This is a genomic window from Vibrio sp. A2-1 (genome assembly GCF_021728355.1).
In the GTDB taxonomy this organism is placed as follows: Bacteria; Pseudomonadota; Gammaproteobacteria; order Enterobacterales; family Vibrionaceae; genus Vibrio; species Vibrio splendidus_K.
On the sequence record NZ_JAKKCO010000005.1, the window covers coordinates 107,038 to 124,722 of the forward strand.

The window sequence follows — 17,685 nt, forward strand, 5'->3', positions numbered from 1 at the left end:
ACCACTTTATTCTTTAATTTGATTGGGCTTTGACTTATTCGTTTGATAAGGCTTTAGCAAGGTCAGCTCTAAACGGGTCATCTCTGGGCCAAGGTATTGAACCGTTTTGACGACCTGCCCCTGTTTGTTTACCCAATACTGATTCTCAATATCTTGTCCTAGGGCTGGGTAACGGATCTGCTCGACAAACTTACGCGCTTCAATGTTCGCAATCGGGGTTTGTACGGTTTCTTCACTAATGTATGTTCGAACGATGTTTGCACTGTAGCCAAATCGGTAATCTGGTTGCCAATCGTAGGTAGCTTGCCACTCTTGAGCCTTGGGCGTTGCCGACAAATCAAAACTCGGTACTAATGCATTGGCCGGTTTAACGGTTAAACCAGATAGATTTTCATAAGGCAGTAATAAGGTTTGAACCACTCGTCCATTTTCCGTCACGATCATGGCTTTGTCTGATGACATCCATTTGAGTTGTTCAGCCCCGGTTACAGGGTTTTGACCAACAAAAGCCAACACCATAAAAATCTTACCTTGGTCGTTAATTTCGGCATAGATACTAGCGTAAGGCAGATCTTGAATATATTCGGCCGTGGTACTGACGTCGGCATCACCAAAGAGAGCTTCATTGAATGTGGAATTAAGATCTTGGAACTGTTGTGAGCAACCAGTAACTAGCAGCCCTAAAAATACGATAAGCGGTTTGATCATGATTATTTTGCTTCCTAGCGAGGCTATTTAGGACACACTGATATAAAAAAACCATTTTATGCTTTCACATAAAATGGTTTTATACAGACTACAAATAAGAACTATTTAGTTGTAGTTGTAGTTGTAGCGCCGCCGTCGTTAGAAGCAACAGCAACTGCTGCACCTACTGCGACTGCTGCAGTTGTTACTGCTACTGTTGTTGCTGTACCTGCTGCTGCTGTTGATGCGCCAGCACCTGCTGCTGCACCTTCTGCTGCTGCAAAAACACCGCCAGAGAAGCTAACAGCTAGTGCTGCCGCTAAAGCCATTTTTTTCATAATGATTCCCATTAATATAAACGTTTATATGCTGAGGTTAAGAATAACCTCAACTGATTGTTCAGCTTAAACAACCAATTGACAATATTAGTGAATAAATGTGTTCAAGTAAATGCATAAATTGTAGACAGAAACCATTTTACATCTCACCTGTCATCACAACCCTATGCTTCCTCTGTATTCTCCTATCCTTTATCGCTATACTCCTGACCTATAGTTTTTCGCCCAATAACGAATAAGAGTTCAAGATATGCAAGAGTTAGTTCCATTTGTTCAAGAGAATATGATTTTAGCCATCGTATGGATCGGCTTGGTTGTTGCCATCATTGCGAACGTTATCAAGACATCAAACGCAGCCTACAAAGAGATCACGGCAGCGCAAACCACACACATGATTAACCGTGAAAATGGGATTGTGGTTGATATTCGTACTAAGGATGAGTTCAAAAAGGGCCATATTACGGACGCAGTTCACATTTTGCCGTCAGATATCAAAGCAAATAGCTTTGGTAGCCTTGAAAGCCACAAAGCAGACCCAATCATCGTAGTATGCAAGACAGGTCAAACCGCTCAAGAAAGCGCGAACTTGCTGGTTAAAGCTGGTTTCGAAAACGTAAGCGTACTGAAAAGCGGCTTAGTGACTTGGAGCGAAGCTAATCTTCCTTTAGTTAAAGGTAAGAAATAGCTTAAAGGCAAGAAGCGGCTGACCGATATACTAACTTTCAGGCTTTGTTCGATAAATATAATGAACAGAGTCTAATTTAAAATTTTTAAGGACAAGAAAATGGCTGAAGCAGCACAACAAGACGCACAACAAAACTTCGCAATCCAACGTATCTTCCTAAAAGACGTCTCTTTCGAAGCGCCAAACTCTCCAGACATGTTTCAAAAAGAGTGGAACCCAGATGTAAAACTGGACCTAGACACTCAAAGCCGTGAACTTGGCGAAGGCGTTTACGAAGTCATCCTACGTCTAACGGTTACGGTTAAGAACGCAGAAGACACTGCATTCCTTTGTGAAGTTCAACAAGGCGGTATCTTCTCTGCAAGCGAAATGGAAGCTGGCCAACTAGCTCATTGCCTAGGTGCATTCTGCCCGAACATCCTGTTCCCATACGCTCGTGAAACGATTTCTAGCCTAGTGGTTAAAGGTACGTTCCCACAACTGAACCTAGCGCCAGTAAACTTTGATGCTTTGTTCATGAACTACCTACAAAACCAAGCTCAACAAGCAGAACAAACTGAAGGCGAGCAAGCTTAGGTTTTCAAATAGAGCTTAGGTTTTCAAGTAGAGCTTAAGTTTCGAAATAGAACTACTCTGACTAATGCTCAAATCGCTTATTTTTAAGAAGCTGGGCTTTTATTAGATAGCTAGTTTTCGTTAAATAGTTAGCTTTTAAATGCACATCGCAGCTTCTGCGATGTGCATTTTTTATTTACACTGTACTTTGATAGAGAGATTTTTCTTCTTACTTTAGAAAACATCTCAAGAACTCTTCGATTTCCCTCATTATTTTTAGGTGGAAGCATGACAGAAACAACTCGCCCGACTCACGCGAAAGCCGCTTACGGTAAAGATAGCGCTTACGGTAAAGACATTGCGATGACAGTGATAGGCGCAGGTTCTTATGGGACATCTTTAGCGATCTCTCTAGCGCGTAACGGTGCCAATGTTGTTCTTTGGGGACATGACCCTGTTCATATGGCTCGCCTTGAATCTGAGCGTGCGAACAATGAGTTTCTACCCAATATCGCTTTCCCAGACAGCTTAATTATTGAGTCAGATATAGAAAAAGCCGTGACTTCAAGCCGAGACCTTTTGGTTGTCGTTCCAAGCCACGTGTTTGGTATCGTTTTAAATAGCCTTAAGCCTCACTTAACAGAGAACTCTCGCATCTGCTGGGCGACCAAAGGCTTAGAGCCAGAAACAGGCCGCCTACTTAAAGACGTCGCTCACGATGTACTTGGTGATGGTTACTCACTGGCTGTTCTGTCGGGTCCTACTTTTGCCAAAGAGTTAGCGATGGGTATGCCAACGGCTATCTCTGTCGCTTCACCTGATGAAGTTTTCTTAGAAGAGCTGCAAGAGAAGATTCATTGCGGCAAAACATTCCGCGTATACGCAAACTCTGATTTCATTGGTATGCAGCTTGGCGGCGCAGTGAAGAATGTTATCGCAATTGGCGCAGGTATGTCGGATGGTATTGGCTTTGGTGCTAATGCACGTACCGCACTTATCACTCGCGGCTTAGCGGAAATGAGCCGATTAGGTGCAGCTCTTGGCGCGCAACCAGAAACCTTCATGGGCATGGCAGGGTTGGGTGACTTAGTACTAACCTGTACTGATAACCAATCACGCAACCGTCGCTTTGGTTTGGCACTTGGCGCAGGCAAAGATGTGGATACCGCACAAGAAGAAATTGGCCAAGTCGTTGAAGGTTATCGCAACACCAAAGAAGTTTGGTTATTATCAGAACGCATGGGCGTTGAAATGCCAATTGTTGAACAAATTTATCAAGTGTTGTATCAAGGGAAAGATGCCCACTTAGCAGCACAAGATCTACTTGCACGAGACAAGAAGTCAGAAAGATAATTAGGGCAGATACGGGATTCGAGTAATCTGCTCTTACAGCTCTTCGCATCTCTCATCTCGCTACACGTATCTGGTTTAAAGGAATGGATGGTAAAATGAAACACTGTGAACAACAAAAAGTTTGGCAATGCATTGTGAAGGAAGCTCGACAGCAGTCGGAGCAAGAACCTATGCTTGCGAGTTTTTATCATGCCACGATTATCAACCATGAAAGTTTAGGCGCAGCCCTTAGCTATATCCTAGCAAACAAGCTAAAGACGGCTTCAATGCCAGCAATGGCAGTACGTGAAGTGGTTGAACAAGCATTTAAGCAGGACCAATCGATTATTGATGCTGCCGCTTGTGATATCTGCGCGACGGTAAATCGAGATCCTGCGGTCGAGATGTACTCGATGCCTCTGCTTTATCTGAAAGGCTACCACGCTCTGCAAGGTTACCGAGTGGCTAACTGGCTGTGGAAGCAAGGGCGTATTGCACTTGCCACTTACCTACAGAACCAAATTTCGGTTGCTTGCCAAGTGGATATTCACCCAGCCGCTCGTATCGGCAAAGCTATCATGCTCGACCACGCGACAGGCATTGTGATTGGTGAAACCGCTGTCGTTGAAAATGATGTATCGATTCTTCAAGACGTGACCCTTGGTGGTACCGGTAAAGAAGGTGGCGATCGTCATCCTAAGATCCGCGAAGGCGTAATGATTGGTGCCGGCGCTAAAATACTCGGCAACATTGAAGTGGGTGAAGGCGCGAAGATTGGTTCTTGCTCTGTGGTTCTTCAGGCAGTTCCACCTCATACGACAGTCGCTGGCGTTCCTGCAAAAATTGTTGGAAAGCCGAAAACTGACAAGCCGTCTTTGGATATGGATCAGGGGTTTAACGGTCGCTCTCAGAACTTCATCCATGGTGATGGGATTTAAGAGCAGATACGGGATGCGAGTAACCGAGATGCGAAGAGCTTAAAAGCAGATTCGGGATTCGAGTAACCGAGATACGAAGAGCTTAAAAGCAGATTCGGGATTCGAGTAACCGAGATACGAAGAGCTTAAAAGCAGATTCGGGATTCGAGTAACCGAGATACGAAGAGCTTAAAAGCAGATTCGGGATTCGAGTAGCCGAGATGCGAAGAGCTTAAAAGCAGATTCAGGATTCGAGTAACCGAGATGCGAAGAGCTTAAAAGCAGATTCAGAATTCGAGTAACCGAGATGCGAAGAGCTTAAAAGCAGATTCGGGATGCGAGTAACCGAGATGCGAAGAGCTTAAAAGCAGATTCGGGATTCGATTCAGCGAAATTCGAAAAATTAAGAGCAGATGAATACAACTAAATGACGATAATGATGAAACAAATTCGAGCCATTAGCCGGACTCTTCTGATATCTACCAGCCTTTGCGCTGCTCTGTTATCTACATCGTCATTTTCCGCCTCTCAGGGGGAACTGAAAGGCGTATCGAGCGAAATATCTCGCCAACAAAAAAACCTTTCCTCACAGCAAAAAAAACTCGATAGCCTACAGGCAAACCTCAAGAAACAAGAGCTGTCCATTGTGTCGCTTGAAAAGGCGATTCTAGACAGTAAAAAGCAACTCAATACCGCTAATGTAAATCTTGCTAACTTAGACACCAAGATTAAAGCGCTTACGGCTCAGAAAAAAATCCATACCGACAAGTTAGAACAACTGATTCAAACTTACTACATGACAAGTCGAGCTAAAGCGTCTTCTCACATCCTCAACACGGGTGTTGAAGAAGATCGCATCAGTCACTATTACCAACACCTTGCCAAAGCGCGCTCCGCAACAATCAAAACGATTGAACAGACGCAACTTGAATTAGAAGAAAGCCATAAACAGCGTCAACTTGAGCAAGAACAGATAGCATCACTGTTAAAACAGCAAACCACCAAGCGCGATACGTTAGCCAAAACTCAAACGCAGCGTAAGAAAACCGTTGGCAGCATCAAGAAAAACATCTCGGGTGACAAGAATTACTTGGCAGAGCTTCAACGCAATGAAACTCGCCTAAAAGCTGAAATAGCGAAAGCAGAGAAAGCGGCTCGCGAGAGACGTAATGCAATCCCTATGGATGGGTTAGCCAAACGTAAAGGCAAACTACCTTGGCCAATCAAAGACAAAGTTCTGCATAACTACGGTTCACGCCAAACGGGGCAAATTAACTGGAAAGGCATGGTGATCAACGCTAAATATGGTCAGCAAGTTAAGTCTGTTTATTCAGGCACGGTGGTTTTTGCAGAGTATCTGCGTGGTTATGGCTTAGTAGTACTACTTGACCACGGTAAAGGCGATATGACGCTCTACGGCTTTAACCAAGCACTTTTAAAGAAAGAAGGTGACAAAGTGAAAGCGGGTGAAGCGATTGCACTTGCTGGTGACACTGGCGGCCAAACGCGCCCATCACTGTACTTTGAAATTCGCAGAAACAGCCAAGCTCAGAATCCAAAGAGTTGGTTAGTTAGGTAAGAGCAGATGCGGGATTCGAGTAACCGAGATGCGAAAAGCTTAAAAGCCGATACGGGATGCGAGTAACCGAGATGCGAAAAGCTTGAAAGCAGACACGGGATGCGAGTAACCGAGATGCGAAGAGCTTAAAAGCAGATACGAGATTCGAGTAGCCAAGATGCGAAGAGCTTAAAAGCAGATGCGAGATTCGAGTAGCCGAAATGCGAAGAGCTTGAAATCAGATGCGAGATTCGAGTAACCGAGATACAAAAAGCATGAAAGCAGATACAAGGTTAGAGTAAAACGTTACATGAAAAATGCTAGCCTAGTCGTCGCTGTACCCTGCTTTTCGTTACTCGAATCTCGATTACCCGCATCTGGCGTTAGCTGTTCAAAGCTTTCACACCATCTTCCAACAGTGTCAGCTGCTCAAAACCTTGAGCAGTCGCAATTGGTTTAACGGTTGCGATCATCTGCAGCATTCCTTGATGAACTACTTGCTCAGTAATTTGAGCTTTTGGCGACATCGCAGATTGATAAGCTAACCAACCCGATGCGATCAAGTGAAGAGAAGTGACCATCGACTTCATTTCCGTATCCGTTGCTTTTAGCAAATTCAACTCAACAAAGGCTCTCATAATATCGACAAGGTTGGTTTGCAATCTTTCTTGCACAGCCATGTAATCAAGATGGAGTTTTTCATCACGTGACAATATTTCAGGCAGATTCGCATAGAAAAATCGGTATTTCCACATTAGCGTGAAGATAGAATCTAAGTAGGTCTTTAATAGCGTCAGGCTTTCTTGCTGGCCTTGAATCGGCGTGAACCTTTCAAGCAACTCTGTTGAATAGAGGGTGAAGATATCACGTACAATTTCTTGTTTGTTACGGAAGTGGTAGTAGAGGTTACCAGGGCTAATCTCGATATGCTCAGCAATATGATTGGTCGTAATACTACGCTCGCCGTGCTCATTAAAAAGCTCTAGAGCAGCGTAAACAATCTTGTCACGTGTTTTCATTAGTTACTAGTATCCCTATCCGTTTAGTGGTTCAGTATATCGCCACTAAGCGGATAGATCGAGCTGATAACATCTGGTCTGCGAAGCTCAATATTCATCCGTTCATAAGTCGCTCACCATGTTTATCTTAGACGTCGCATTGGATAGCTAAATTCATGAAGTTAATTCATATACTAATGAATGAGTCACCTGGGTTTGCACTAGCCCGTATTGTTCATTCCTTGCTATACTCGCGATAGTTTTGTATTCAAAAGAGTAGGAAAAGTATGATTATCGTAACTGGTGGTGCTGGTATGATTGGCAGCAATATTGTTAAGGCGCTAAACAAAGCTGGCCACAACGATATCCTGGTCATCGACAACCTCAAAAATGGTAAGAAGTTTAAAAACCTTGTCGACCTAGACATCACTGACTACATGGATCGCGACGACTTCCTAACTCAAGTTATGGCTGGCGATGATTTCGGCCCTATTGAAGCCGTTTTCCACGAAGGTGCGTGCTCTGCGACGACTGAATGGGATGGCAAATACATGATGCTCAACAACTACGAGTATTCAAAAGAGCTGCTTCACTACTGTATTGAGCGTGAAATTCCATTTCTATACGCCTCTTCTGCCGCTACTTACGGTGAGACCAATACTTTTATCGAAGAGAAAGAGTACGAAGGCGCATTAAATGTCTACGGTTACTCTAAACAACAATTTGATAACTATGTTCGTCGCTTAACAGCAGATGCTGTAGCGCATAATGAGACGTTGCCTCAAATTACGGGTTTCCGTTACTTCAATGTTTATGGCCCTCGTGAAGATCACAAAGGCAGCATGGCCTCTGTTGCTTTCCACCTAAACAACCAAATGAACGCCGGTGAGAACCCTAAACTGTTCGCAGGTAGCGAAACCTTTAAGCGTGATTTTGTTTACGTAGGTGATGTTGCCGCCGTAAACCTGTGGTTCTTCGAAAATGGTGTTTCTGGCATCTTTAACCTAGGCACCGGCAATGCTGAGTCTTTTGACGAAGTAGCCAAAGCGGTCATTAAACACCACGGTAAAGGTGAAATCGAAACGATTCCTTTCCCTGAGCATTTAAAAGGCGCTTACCAAGAATTCACACAAGCAGACTTAACCAAGCTTCGTGCTGCTGGCTGTGATATTGAGTTCAAAACGGTTGCAGAAGGTGTTGCGGAATACATGACTCTGCAAAACCAATAATCACTCTCTTACTGTCCAAGAACTAAGAGCATTTAAGAACTGAGAGTTTTCAATGACTGAGAAACGTAACGACTTCGATGAAAATGCCTACAACCCCGCTTTCGAGTGGGGTTTCCTTGCTCCGAAGCACTGGGGAACGTGGCTAGTTGTGTTTCTAGGCCTACCCTTGGCCTTAACTCCCCATAAAGTAAAACTTAAGCTTGCTACAAAGATTGCCAGGGCATTGACTAAAAGGCCGAGTAGAACAATTAACAACGCTTGGGTAAACTTTGCACTCTGTTTTCCTGACCTATCAAAAAAAGAGCGAGAACAGTTATTAGAAAAAACTCTAGTTACTGCAGGTACGTTTCTATTAAGTTTCGCTTCCCTGTCATTGCGTAGTCAGAAGTGGCTAGTCAACAATACAACGGTAAATGGGCTGGAGCACATACAATCAACTCTAGATTCAGGTGACAATGCTATCCTACTGGTGCCTCATTCTTGGGGAATCGATATTCCAGCAGTTTATTTCGCCTCTCAAGGTTTACCTGTTTCGGCAATGGCTAAACGTCAGAAAAACCCCGTAATGGACTGGCTAATGCATCGCCAGCGTGTCCAATACGGTGGCCGAGTGTACGAACGAGACAATGGCATCAAACCTTTTATCAAATCAGTGAGGGATGGGTACCTAGGTTACTACTTACCAGATCAAGATCATGGTCGAGAACACAGCATCTTTGTTGATTTTTTCAACACCCCAAAAGCGACGCTACCAGGTCTTGGTAAACTATCTAAAGTCAGTAGAGCGAAAATTATCCCTGTTTTCTCCATATTTGATGCTGAAACAGGTAAGTTTGTTATCGATATTTATCCACCTTGGGATGATTATCCTTCAAAAGATGAACACCATGACACTCGTCGTATGAATGCCTTTATCGAGCAGGCCGTAATTAAAACGCCAGAGCAATATATGTGGATCCTTAAGTTCCTCAATACACCAAAAGACCCTGACAGCACCTATTCACCATACCATGATCCTAAATTGTGGATTAAGGGCTATACACGATGAAGAAAATTCTGATCATAGGTCCTTCTTGGGTGGGCGACATGGTAATGTCACAATCGTTGTACATTACACTCAAGCAACAACACCCAAATGCACTGATTGACGTAATTGCACCCGGTTGGTGTAAACCGATTCTTGAGCGTATGCCTGAAGTCAATCAAGCGATTGAGATGCCTCTTGGCCATGGTGAGTTCAATTTACTTGGGCGCCGAGCCATTGGTAAAACGCTTCGTGATACGAGATATGACCAAGCTTTTATCTGTCCAAACTCAGCCAAATCAGCATTGATTCCTTGGTTTGCAAACATTCCAAAGCGCACTGGCTGGAAAGGTGAAATGCGCTACGGGTTATTAAACGATCTTCGCCCAAATAAGAAATCCTTCCAATACATGGTTGAGCGCTATGTGGCTCTTGCTCATCCAAGATCAGAGATGATCGACTCCAGCTCCCTAGGCGGTCTAGAGCATTTGCCTAGACCTGCTCTAACCATTTTGAAAGATGAACAGCTGTCTACGGCTAACAAATTCGAACTTACTGTAGATGCTGCCATTACAGGGCTTTGTCCAGGCGCAGAATTTGGCCCTGCAAAGAAATGGCCAGAAACGCATTATGCAGAAGTCGCAACGGCTATGAGTAAAGCGGGCAAGCAAGTATGGTTGTTTGGCTCTCAAAAAGATCTAGAGACTTGTGACAGCATAAAGGCACTTGTTCCTGAACAGTTACAATCAAAAATTCATGTATTAGCCGGTCAAACCAGCTTGATTGAAGCCGTTGATCTGCTTGGTGCCTGCCAAACTGTCGTTGCTAATGATTCGGGCTTAATGCACGTTGCTGCTGCTGTTGGTTGTAATGTTGTTGCGGTATACGGCTCAACATCGCCCAAATATACGCCGCCACTCGCTGAGAAAGTCGAGATTGTGCATACTGATATTGATTGCCGCCCATGTTTTAAGCGTGAATGTGAGTTCAAGCACTTAAAGTGTTTAACGGAGCTGTCACCGCAACAAGTAATCAATAGTATCCATAAACTGGAAGCCATTTCGGTGAGCGCATGTTAGTCCGGTTTTTTTATACTCTGCTTCTTGCGCTTGTGGCCCCGCTATTACTCTTTGGCTTGTATAAAAGTAAGCCAAATAAGCCGAAGTTTGGTAAACGCTGGAAAGAGCACTTTGGCATAACACCTAAGCTAATATCAAATCAGCGTCCTATTTGGATTCATGCTGTCTCTGTTGGTGAGAGTATCGCAGCTGTACCTCTGATCAAAGAACTCAAAAAACAAAACCCAGGCCAAACGATTGTCGTCACAACGACAACCAGTACCGGCGCTGAGCAAATCTCGAAACTTGGTGAATTAGTCGAACACCGTTACATGCCAATTGATTTCGGCTTCGCTGTAAAAGGCTTTTTTAAAGCGGTACAACCGAAGAAGATGCTAATCATTGAAACGGAATTGTGGCCAAACACACTTCATTACGTTTCTCAGTTTAGTGTACCAATTACGGTCGTGAACGCTCGCCTGTCTGAGAAATCGCGTAACAACTACGCTAAGGTTCAACCCTTATTTGATTCACTTCATCCTTGCCTAACCAAGGTTCTCTGCCAAACGGAATCTGACGCCTTACGTTTCGAGAGCTTAGGCGTAGATAAAAGCAAGCTTGCCGTAACTGGCTCCATCAAGTTCGATATCCAAATTTCAGATGAAGTTCGAGAAAAAGGTAAAACACTAAGAGCTGATCTTGGTATAAACCGTCCCGTGTGGATAGCCGCCAGTACCCATAAAGGTGAGGATGAACAAGTATTAGAAGCTCATCAAAAAATTCTAGAATCACACCCAGATGCACTTCTTATTATAGTTCCTCGCCACCCAGAACGATTTGACAGCGTCTTTGAGCTTTGCGAAAGTTTAGGGTTTACCACAACTCGAAGAACATACTCTCGTATTGATTCGTTTGAACAAATACAAGTTTACATCGGTGACACTATGGGAGAGATGTTGATTTTAATTGGATCTGCTGATGTCTGCTTCATGGGTGGAAGCCTAATCGGAGATAAAGTTGGCGGCCATAATGTATTGGAACCAGCAGCTTTAGGTGTCCCTGTGATTACTGGGCCAAGTTATTTTAATTTTAAAGAAATAGTAGAAGGTTTAATTTTTGAAAATAAAGTCACTGTCATACTAAAATTAAAAGAATCATCACAAACTATTACCTCATTCTTTGATAAAAAAAATGAAAATTTAGGCGTGACTTCTATTAACAATGGCGCTATAAAGAAAACTCTAAACTTAATCAACAATAGGTAGATTATGTTAAGCATTATAATTCCTGTATACAATTCTGAAGAATACATTGACAAATGTATTGCATCAATAGAACTAGCGAATAAAAGGAACCCTGGCATTCTAGGTGAAGTGATAGCTATAAATGATGGTTCAAAAGACCGTTCTCTAAAAAAATTAAACTCTTTAAAGGTAAAATATTCATATCTAAAAGTTATAGACCAAGAAAATCAAGGCGCTGGTAGCGCTAGAAATGTTGGAATTAAAAGTGCAAAATATAAATACATCTCGTTTGTTGATTCGGATGATCTAGTTGATGAAGACTACTTATTGCCATTAAAAAAACACACAACAAAAATAATAACATTTAATTTAATTAAGTATGATAAGAAAAATAAAGAGACAATAATAAGTCCTCATTCAAAACCTAGCGGGCCCGTTTGTTGTGCATTCTTCGATAGAGAAAAAATAAAAAATAATAGCATACTATTTCCTGAAGGAATAAATTATGAAGATAATGCAGTTTGCTTTCTCATGTATAACATTAGCTCTAGCAGAGAACATTTCAATCAGGCACTATACAAATATTCATATACTTGTGGGAGTCAAAGTAATTCCTCAAGTTTAAAAAATGCATCGGATAGAGTCGAATCTATTATATTTTTAGTTAATAATGCTAAAAGATTAGGCTTATATGAAGATAATAAAAAACATTTTACGGAAACTGCATTTAACTTAGCATACTTACCAGCATTATCATTATGCTTTAGAAAATGGGGCAACTACCAAGAATTTAAATCATTAAAGTCAAAAATACTCAAAAACCTTGAAGTTGTGATACCTAAAGAGGCAAGCTTAAAGAAAAAATCATTTTATTTTTGCACATCAAAACTAGGATATTTGGGATATTTGTTAATTTGCATTAAAAGATTAAACAAGATATATAGGTGAACACATTGAACTTATTTTTGGTTACTTCACCTTTTCAATATATTTGTGCGAATGAAGCAAAAGCACATTATAAAACGAAAAATAATATTCTACTTCTTGTTGAACAACCTTCCGAACCTGGCTTAAGCCAACAGAAAAAAATCGTCAATGAAAGTGAATGGGATCACGTCATTAAGATCCCAAGAGTTTCTCGAAGCAAGCATGTACCAAACGCGATCAAAGAAATAAAAAGTTTAATTAACGCCTCACCGATACAACACTTCTTTCATGCTGAATACATGGCCTGGAGAACGAAACTGATAATCCGGAACTTACCTATAAGCAAAGAAGTCTATTTTGATGATGGTACGTTAACGGTTAATGAGTATGAAGAGTCTATCCGAACAGAGGCCGTTTATTACCGCCCGCGTTTAATTCAAGATTTGCTCATTAGATTGAAAGGATGTGAGCCTATTGGTCGCCTATCTCAATCGAAGAACCTTGAACTATTTACTGTATTTGATATTAAAAATCCCAAACATCATATAACAAAAAATGAACTTACTGTTTTTAAAAAAAAATATAAAACACAAAATCTATTTGATGAAAAAGCGCCTATCGGTTTCATTGGACAAGGTGCAATTGGACATAAAAGACGAAAAACCATTGAACAGTACATTTCTGAGATTAAGCATTTCTCACATGAGAGTCAAAAGCCAATTCTCTACTTCCCTCACAGGACTGAATCAGGCGAGTTAAGAAAAGAAGTAGAAAAAATACCGAATCTTCGCTATCACGCTAGTGAATTCCCGCTAGAGATCGAACTAGTTGATAAGCAGATAAAGCTCTCATCACTAGTTGGTATCCTATCTACCGTTCAATACACCTCTACTTTGCTTTATAAAGATATGCCAATTTTTAACCTTGAATCGGGCGTTGAGGTAGCTAACATAAGAAAACAAAGTATCGTTCGAACTGATAGGCTACGTCGGTTATTTATAGCTCAGGGGATTAAGAGTATTAAAATTTAACCATTGATAGGCATAAGATTCCTAGAGCCTTAAAATATTATGTATCTAGGCGACTATTCTACACAATACCTCTTGTACAACTGATAACATTCAGCCTAGCTATTGTAAGCAATTAATAAACTGTACACGCCTCATAGCCCCATGAGGCGACATTACTAGTGTTTGAAGTTCCAAGTTAGGGGTCAGGCTCGGCTTTCGCCAACTCCTTTATGCACTTGCGATTCGATTTCCGTTGTTTCGCAGAAATGCCTTTTAGGCTCGACTCTATCCCATAGAACTTCTGGATTTTTGCCAACACTTTATTGACCTTGCCCGACTTTCCTTTTCCTTGTAACTTCTTAGCGTCCATGAATTTACGCCGAGCACGAGCGAGACAGCCCATATTCGTCACTTGGCGATATAATGCCGTCATTCCGTTGAGTTTCGAGCAAAGTGAAATGCGGCAAGTGCACGAGTTTGCTAGCCGAGGCCACCCTAAAAATGATGAGGATCCAAGGTACCACTACAAAATTGAAGCAAATCCGTTCACTGATTTAGACAAAGTAAACTCACGAAGCTTAAAGTTACAACATGTTTATCCTTGCGACCAATGATACTGAAAGTACCGAACTCGATGACAACAAGATGAACATGATTTGGTTGAACATTTAATTCTAAAACCTCGCAGTCTTTCATATTGCACAAGATATAGATTGAACGATAAAGCTCCTCTCCAACCTTATCTTTCAAAATCTTATATCTGTACTTTGGAGTCCAAACTATATGGTATTTCCAACGACAATAGACATATGATGAACTTCTGTAATCGACCATGTGGTTGTTTCGTTGTGGTGACTAAGAGGTTACTTCTAATATGGGCACTTCTTCAGGCTATAGCCTCAAGGAACAATCACCAGCGGCCTAGGCGGTGGTTTTGAGTAGCCAATAAACCACATCTAAGCCAACCGCTCGCTGTGTGTTTTTAAAGTTTGAAGGGATCGATAAACTTGAGTTCGGCGATCAATGGTTTATCACCAACATTCAAGCCCATCAGAGTCGATTGCTAGGTAAGCTGTATGAAGCAATTTATTCCTAAATTAGGTGCGGAATGTCGGATTAAAAACTTTACGACGAAAAAGTGCTGGCGTCGATCTTCTCGTTGCGAATAAAACGGTAGGTGTCTTCAACCAAACTGCCCTAACCCTCACGAGCGTAAGCCGCTGAACGGCCTATGTTGACGACGAAGTGACGGGTAATATCGACTAAGCGCTCAGTTCTGCAATTATCACCGATCTAGGCAGCACTGAACATGGCTTGAGCCCAATCGGTTATATTGTGAATGAGTGGAAGCATGATATTAAAGCTGTTGAGGTTGGTAATAATCTATGAGCTCCCAAATCGTCTGCTAGATCAATCCCTAGCAGCCAATTTGTGTATAAGAGTCAGAGTTTAATCTGTTCATTAGGCTAAATATCTACTGTAAAAACAACAGTATATGATCACACCTAAATCTGTTCATCAAATCGATCTTGAATGTATTTAAATTATTGAAACTTCAGTGTATCAATTAGTGAAAGTATTACTTCACGTCACCCTTTATTCCATAAGGGTTTTTCATGATTTCCCCCTGATTACTTTGAGTATAAATGAACATCAAGAGATGTAATCTGTAATATCTGAAAGTAATAACGGCTCTCCGGCCAGTAAATCACGAGAAGCATGTTTCCCTAAAATATGGCTAAAGTATTTAGGAGCTAAACCAGATGCTGGACGTACTACCTTAACGTTATCTCTGGTTATTAGGTCCCCTTTCTTAAGGTTATTTGAAACATAGATAGAACGTCCCCTTAATCTGCTTTTTTTAGAGCCCGCTGATAATTGAAACTCATGAGATCCTAAAGCTTGCTCAACGATTTTTATTGAATTAACCATAAGTTTAAACTCTTCTGGTGTCATTGAGAAATCCGAATCAACACTCTTTATATTTCGATCTAAAATAAAGTGTTTTTCAATCACCTTAGCGCCTAAAGCAACAGCTGCAACAGGTACCACATGACCTAAGGTGTGATCTGATAATCCTATATTTACCCCAAAAGTATCTTTAAGAGTATTTATTGCTTTCAAATTAACCTCTGAATAAGGTGTCGGATAAGCAGATGTACATTTTAATAGTGTTACTCTAGACTTATCTGGAAAATACTCTAATGCTTTTTCAATATCAGCTAATTTTGCAATTCCTGTTGATATAATTACAGGCTTTCCTGTTTCAGCTATTTTTTTAATTAAAGGTATATGTTGTATTTCAAATGATGCTATTTTATAGATAGGATTATTCAATGTTTCTAAGAAATCAACTGCATCTTCATCAAATGGACTTGAAAAACAAACTAAGCCTAGACTGTTTGCATATTCAAATAACTCTTTATGCCATGCATAAGGTAATGCTCCCTCTGAAAACACATCATATGGCTTTTTACCCTTCCACAAACCTTCTTTTCTTGGGCCAAATTCCTCATTATCAACGTTCAAAGTTAATGAGTCGGCTTTATAAGTTTGTAGTTTAACAGCATCAGCTCCAGCTTCTTTCATTGCTGAAATAGTTTGTTTTGTATACTCAAGGTCGTTATTGTGATTGCCGGATAATTCAGCAATAATAAATGTTTTGCTCATAATTTTATTACCTTTGCAGGCACCCCGCCTACTGTAGAGTTTGCAGGTACGTCTTTTGTAACTACTGCGCCAGCAGCAACTAATGCTCCTTCGCCAATAGTGACTCCTGCCATGATTGAACTATTTCCTGCGATCCAAGCGCCACGTTTAACTACAATCTCTGCTTTTTCAAAGCCACCAAAACGGTATGAATCCCCCTTCTTGGTATGATTACTCCCTGTAAGAGATGCACCATTACCAATTAGGACTTCATCCTCTAACGTGATCTCCCCTTGCCCAAGGTAAGTATTAAAACCTATATATACATGGTCGCCAACGCTGAGACCATTGGGATTGAAAATAAATGCTTGGCTTGCAACTTTGAAATTTTTACCACAACTTTTCAAAAATGGCTTATAAAGCATACCTCTGTATTTATCTCCATAAGGCCCATCTGGGATAAAGAATCCGACCCACTTTGTTATCAACCGATAAAAATTATTCATTTTTATTCTTTAGCTCCCTAACCACTAGATCATAAATCCATTTCGCTCTATTTGCTCTTAATGACGGCATTTTATCGCAATGAATAGAATGCGTAAGCGGGTGGATCAGCTGACGCAATAATTCAGTTAATCGTTCTATATCGTTTTCACTAAATACACCAAAGTTTTCTCCTAAACCATATCGGGTCACTTTTTCGGACAGCGCCGCTTGGGTATCATGAATAGATAGAGCAATAAAGAAAGTTTTGGCAGCAATACATTCATAGCGAGTCATTCCGCCATTTATTATTGCATACTGCGAGCGTTTGAGAGTATTTGCAAAATCAAAACTACCAAACTCAAGAAACTCAAGATGAGAATAATGTCCATACTCACTTAAAACTTGCTCGACTAACGCACCTTTAGGCAGAATAACTTTAAAAATATATTGGCAATCTTCGAGTTGAGAAATCGCTTTTAAAACTAAATGGGTAAATCCCATAGGGTCGGTTCCTCCCATAGATACCAGTACATAGGGAGATTTACTATCACCTTCAGAGAAAAACTCTTCTGGAAGGCTAATGAAATCAACACCGGAAAGTTGAACCGTTTTCTCTGTCACAACAGATTTTTTATATTTTTCAAAAACAGGGTATATCGCAATATCTTCGTACCTTCGCTCTCCTATTTTTTCAAACATGTTAGTGCTGACTAATGGAATTCCTTGTCCCTCGAAATTCTTTAACATTTCATACTGAGAATCGGGAATATCAAACCAAATTAGGTCATTTGAATCAAGCCCTAATTCACGAATGAAACTTTCTGGCTTATGTTGATTAAATGGATATACGTTGAAACTCTCACTTTCTGTGATAGCTTCTTTGTCCACAACTAATGTACAATCAACATTCAGTGACAAACTTTCCATCATACGAAAGACTCGGAAAAAGTGACCTTTCCCCGAGTCTTTCGTAGCTCTTGTTACAAAG

At 41.2% G+C, this 17,685-nt stretch carries 17 protein-coding genes and 2 pseudogenes; 11 read left to right on the forward strand and 8 right to left on the reverse strand.

Translation table 11 applies throughout. The features are described from left to right. Positions 1-6 precede the first annotated feature (6 nt). Together L3V33_RS16990 and yjbE are read right to left on the reverse strand one after the other, a co-directional pair. Entirely contained in the window at positions 7-708 is a 702-nt protein-coding gene (locus L3V33_RS16990) for a YjbF family lipoprotein (RefSeq protein ID WP_237290876.1), read from the reverse strand. Positions 709-809: 101 nt separating this feature from the next. Beyond that, positions 810-1,025 (reverse strand): exopolysaccharide production protein YjbE, encoded by a 216-nt coding sequence (gene yjbE, locus L3V33_RS16995; RefSeq protein ID WP_102440971.1) that lies wholly within the window; start codon positions 1,023-1,025, stop codon positions 810-812. 250 nt (positions 1,026-1,275) lie between these two features. Between yjbE and L3V33_RS17000 the strand changes: the two genes are divergently transcribed. The 5 genes from L3V33_RS17000 to L3V33_RS17020 all read left to right on the forward strand — a co-directional run bounded on the left by L3V33_RS17000 (position 1,276) and on the right by L3V33_RS17020 (position 6,093). After that, a complete protein-coding gene (locus tag L3V33_RS17000) occupies positions 1,276-1,710 on the forward strand; it encodes a rhodanese-like domain-containing protein (protein WP_237290877.1) in 435 nt (144 codons plus the stop codon). Between the two features lie 99 nt (positions 1,711-1,809). After that, entirely contained in the window at positions 1,810-2,286 is a 477-nt protein-coding gene (gene secB, locus L3V33_RS17005; RefSeq protein ID WP_004733234.1) for a protein-export chaperone SecB, read from the forward strand. A gap of 267 nt (positions 2,287-2,553) precedes the next feature. Then, positions 2,554-3,618: an NAD(P)H-dependent glycerol-3-phosphate dehydrogenase gene (gene gpsA / locus L3V33_RS17010; protein WP_054547947.1), complete on the forward strand. Its 1,065-nt coding sequence runs from the start codon at positions 2,554-2,556 to the stop codon at positions 3,616-3,618. A gap of 95 nt (positions 3,619-3,713) precedes the next feature. After that, positions 3,714-4,535 carry a serine O-acetyltransferase gene (gene cysE / locus L3V33_RS17015; protein ID WP_009847961.1) on the forward strand — a complete coding sequence of 274 codons (822 nt, stop codon included), beginning with the start codon at positions 3,714-3,716 and terminating at the stop codon, positions 4,533-4,535. 406 nt (positions 4,536-4,941) lie between these two features. Beyond that, the gene (locus tag L3V33_RS17020; RefSeq protein WP_237290878.1) at positions 4,942-6,093 is read left to right on the forward strand and encodes a peptidoglycan DD-metalloendopeptidase family protein; all 1,152 of its coding nucleotides are present in this window, start codon (positions 4,942-4,944) and stop codon (positions 6,091-6,093) included. Between the two features lie 362 nt (positions 6,094-6,455). On the opposite strand, the gene L3V33_RS17025 is transcribed toward L3V33_RS17020, so the two are convergent. After that, entirely contained in the window at positions 6,456-7,091 is a 636-nt protein-coding gene (locus tag L3V33_RS17025) for a TetR/AcrR family transcriptional regulator (protein ID WP_237290879.1), read from the reverse strand. 266 nt (positions 7,092-7,357) lie between these two features. On the opposite strand from L3V33_RS17025, the gene rfaD reads away from it, so the two are divergent. Genes rfaD through L3V33_RS17055 form a run of 6 tightly spaced genes read left to right on the forward strand, consistent with a single transcriptional unit; the run spans position 7,358 to position 13,583 of the window. Continuing rightward, complete coding sequence (rfaD, locus tag L3V33_RS17030) at positions 7,358-8,299, forward strand: ADP-glyceromanno-heptose 6-epimerase (RefSeq protein WP_237290880.1); 942 nt, start codon at positions 7,358-7,360, stop codon at positions 8,297-8,299. Positions 8,300-8,351: 52 nt separating this feature from the next. Continuing rightward, on the forward strand, positions 8,352-9,347 hold the full coding sequence (gene lpxM, locus L3V33_RS17035) for a lauroyl-Kdo(2)-lipid IV(A) myristoyltransferase (protein WP_102482938.1): 996 nt from the start codon (positions 8,352-8,354) through the stop codon (positions 9,345-9,347). Next, a complete protein-coding gene (gene waaF, locus L3V33_RS17040) occupies positions 9,344-10,402 on the forward strand; it encodes a lipopolysaccharide heptosyltransferase II (RefSeq protein WP_102482937.1) in 1,059 nt (352 codons plus the stop codon). The genes lpxM and waaF overlap by 4 nt, the downstream gene beginning before the upstream one ends. After that, positions 10,396-11,646, forward strand: a complete 1,251-nt coding sequence (waaA, locus tag L3V33_RS17045) for a lipid IV(A) 3-deoxy-D-manno-octulosonic acid transferase (protein ID WP_237290881.1) — start codon at positions 10,396-10,398, stop codon at positions 11,644-11,646. Before waaF ends, waaA begins: the two co-directional genes overlap by 7 nt. A 3-nt stretch (positions 11,647-11,649) precedes the next feature. Beyond that, positions 11,650-12,573 carry a glycosyltransferase family A protein gene (locus L3V33_RS17050; RefSeq protein ID WP_237290882.1) on the forward strand — a complete coding sequence of 308 codons (924 nt, stop codon included), beginning with the start codon at positions 11,650-11,652 and terminating at the stop codon, positions 12,571-12,573. A 5-nt stretch (positions 12,574-12,578) separates the two neighbouring features. After that, entirely contained in the window at positions 12,579-13,583 is a 1,005-nt protein-coding gene (locus L3V33_RS17055) for a glycosyltransferase 52 family protein (protein WP_237290883.1), read from the forward strand. A 214-nt stretch (positions 13,584-13,797) separates the two neighbouring features. Here L3V33_RS17055 and L3V33_RS17060 read toward each other — a convergent pair. The 5 genes and pseudogenes from L3V33_RS17060 to L3V33_RS17085 form a co-directional block, all read right to left on the reverse strand. Then, positions 13,798-14,022 (reverse strand): annotated as a pseudogene (locus tag L3V33_RS17060) (transposase); the annotation flags it as partial. Between the two features lie 173 nt (positions 14,023-14,195). After that, a pseudogene (tnpA, locus tag L3V33_RS17065) lies at positions 14,196-14,396 on the reverse strand (IS200/IS605 family transposase); the annotation flags it as partial. Between the two features lie 819 nt (positions 14,397-15,215). Further along, positions 15,216-16,232, reverse strand: a complete 1,017-nt coding sequence (gene pseI / locus L3V33_RS17070; RefSeq protein WP_237290884.1) for a pseudaminic acid synthase — start codon at positions 16,230-16,232, stop codon at positions 15,216-15,218. After that, positions 16,229-16,717, reverse strand: coding sequence for an acyltransferase (locus L3V33_RS23215; protein WP_276574021.1), 489 nt, complete (start codon positions 16,715-16,717; stop codon positions 16,229-16,231). Before L3V33_RS23215 ends, pseI begins: the two co-directional genes overlap by 4 nt. Further along, complete coding sequence (locus L3V33_RS17085; RefSeq protein WP_237290885.1) at positions 16,710-17,627, reverse strand: hypothetical protein; 918 nt, start codon at positions 17,625-17,627, stop codon at positions 16,710-16,712. Before L3V33_RS17085 ends, L3V33_RS23215 begins: the two co-directional genes overlap by 8 nt. Positions 17,628-17,685 lie beyond the last annotated feature (58 nt).

What these genes read in the sequence shown, in the direction of transcription:
- L3V33_RS16990 (WP_237290876.1), bottom strand. Translation starts at nt 708, where the DNA reads ATGATCAAACCGCTTATCGTATTTTTAGGGCTGCTAGTTACTGGTTGC.
- yjbE (WP_102440971.1), bottom strand. Translation starts at nt 1,025, where the DNA reads ATGAAAAAAATGGCTTTAGCGGCAGCACTAGCTGTTAGCTTCTCTGGC.
- L3V33_RS17000 (WP_237290877.1), top strand. Translation starts at nt 1,276, where the DNA reads ATGCAAGAGTTAGTTCCATTTGTTCAAGAGAATATGATTTTAGCCATC.
- secB (WP_004733234.1), top strand. Translation starts at nt 1,810, where the DNA reads ATGGCTGAAGCAGCACAACAAGACGCACAACAAAACTTCGCAATCCAA.
- gpsA (WP_054547947.1), top strand. Translation starts at nt 2,554, where the DNA reads ATGACAGAAACAACTCGCCCGACTCACGCGAAAGCCGCTTACGGTAAA.
- cysE (WP_009847961.1), top strand. Translation starts at nt 3,714, where the DNA reads ATGAAACACTGTGAACAACAAAAAGTTTGGCAATGCATTGTGAAGGAA.
- L3V33_RS17020 (WP_237290878.1), top strand. Translation starts at nt 4,942, where the DNA reads ATGACGATAATGATGAAACAAATTCGAGCCATTAGCCGGACTCTTCTG.
- L3V33_RS17025 (WP_237290879.1), bottom strand. Translation starts at nt 7,091, where the DNA reads ATGAAAACACGTGACAAGATTGTTTACGCTGCTCTAGAGCTTTTTAAT.
- rfaD (WP_237290880.1), top strand. Translation starts at nt 7,358, where the DNA reads ATGATTATCGTAACTGGTGGTGCTGGTATGATTGGCAGCAATATTGTT.
- lpxM (WP_102482938.1), top strand. Translation starts at nt 8,352, where the DNA reads ATGACTGAGAAACGTAACGACTTCGATGAAAATGCCTACAACCCCGCT.
- waaF (WP_102482937.1), top strand. Translation starts at nt 9,344, where the DNA reads ATGAAGAAAATTCTGATCATAGGTCCTTCTTGGGTGGGCGACATGGTA.
- waaA (WP_237290881.1), top strand. Translation starts at nt 10,396, where the DNA reads ATGTTAGTCCGGTTTTTTTATACTCTGCTTCTTGCGCTTGTGGCCCCG.
- L3V33_RS17050 (WP_237290882.1), top strand. Translation starts at nt 11,650, where the DNA reads ATGTTAAGCATTATAATTCCTGTATACAATTCTGAAGAATACATTGAC.
- pseI (WP_237290884.1), bottom strand. Translation starts at nt 16,232, where the DNA reads ATGAGCAAAACATTTATTATTGCTGAATTATCCGGCAATCACAATAAC.
- L3V33_RS23215 (WP_276574021.1), bottom strand. Translation starts at nt 16,717, where the DNA reads ATGAATAATTTTTATCGGTTGATAACAAAGTGGGTCGGATTCTTTATC.
- L3V33_RS17085 (WP_237290885.1), bottom strand. Translation starts at nt 17,627, where the DNA reads ATGATGGAAAGTTTGTCACTGAATGTTGATTGTACATTAGTTGTGGAC.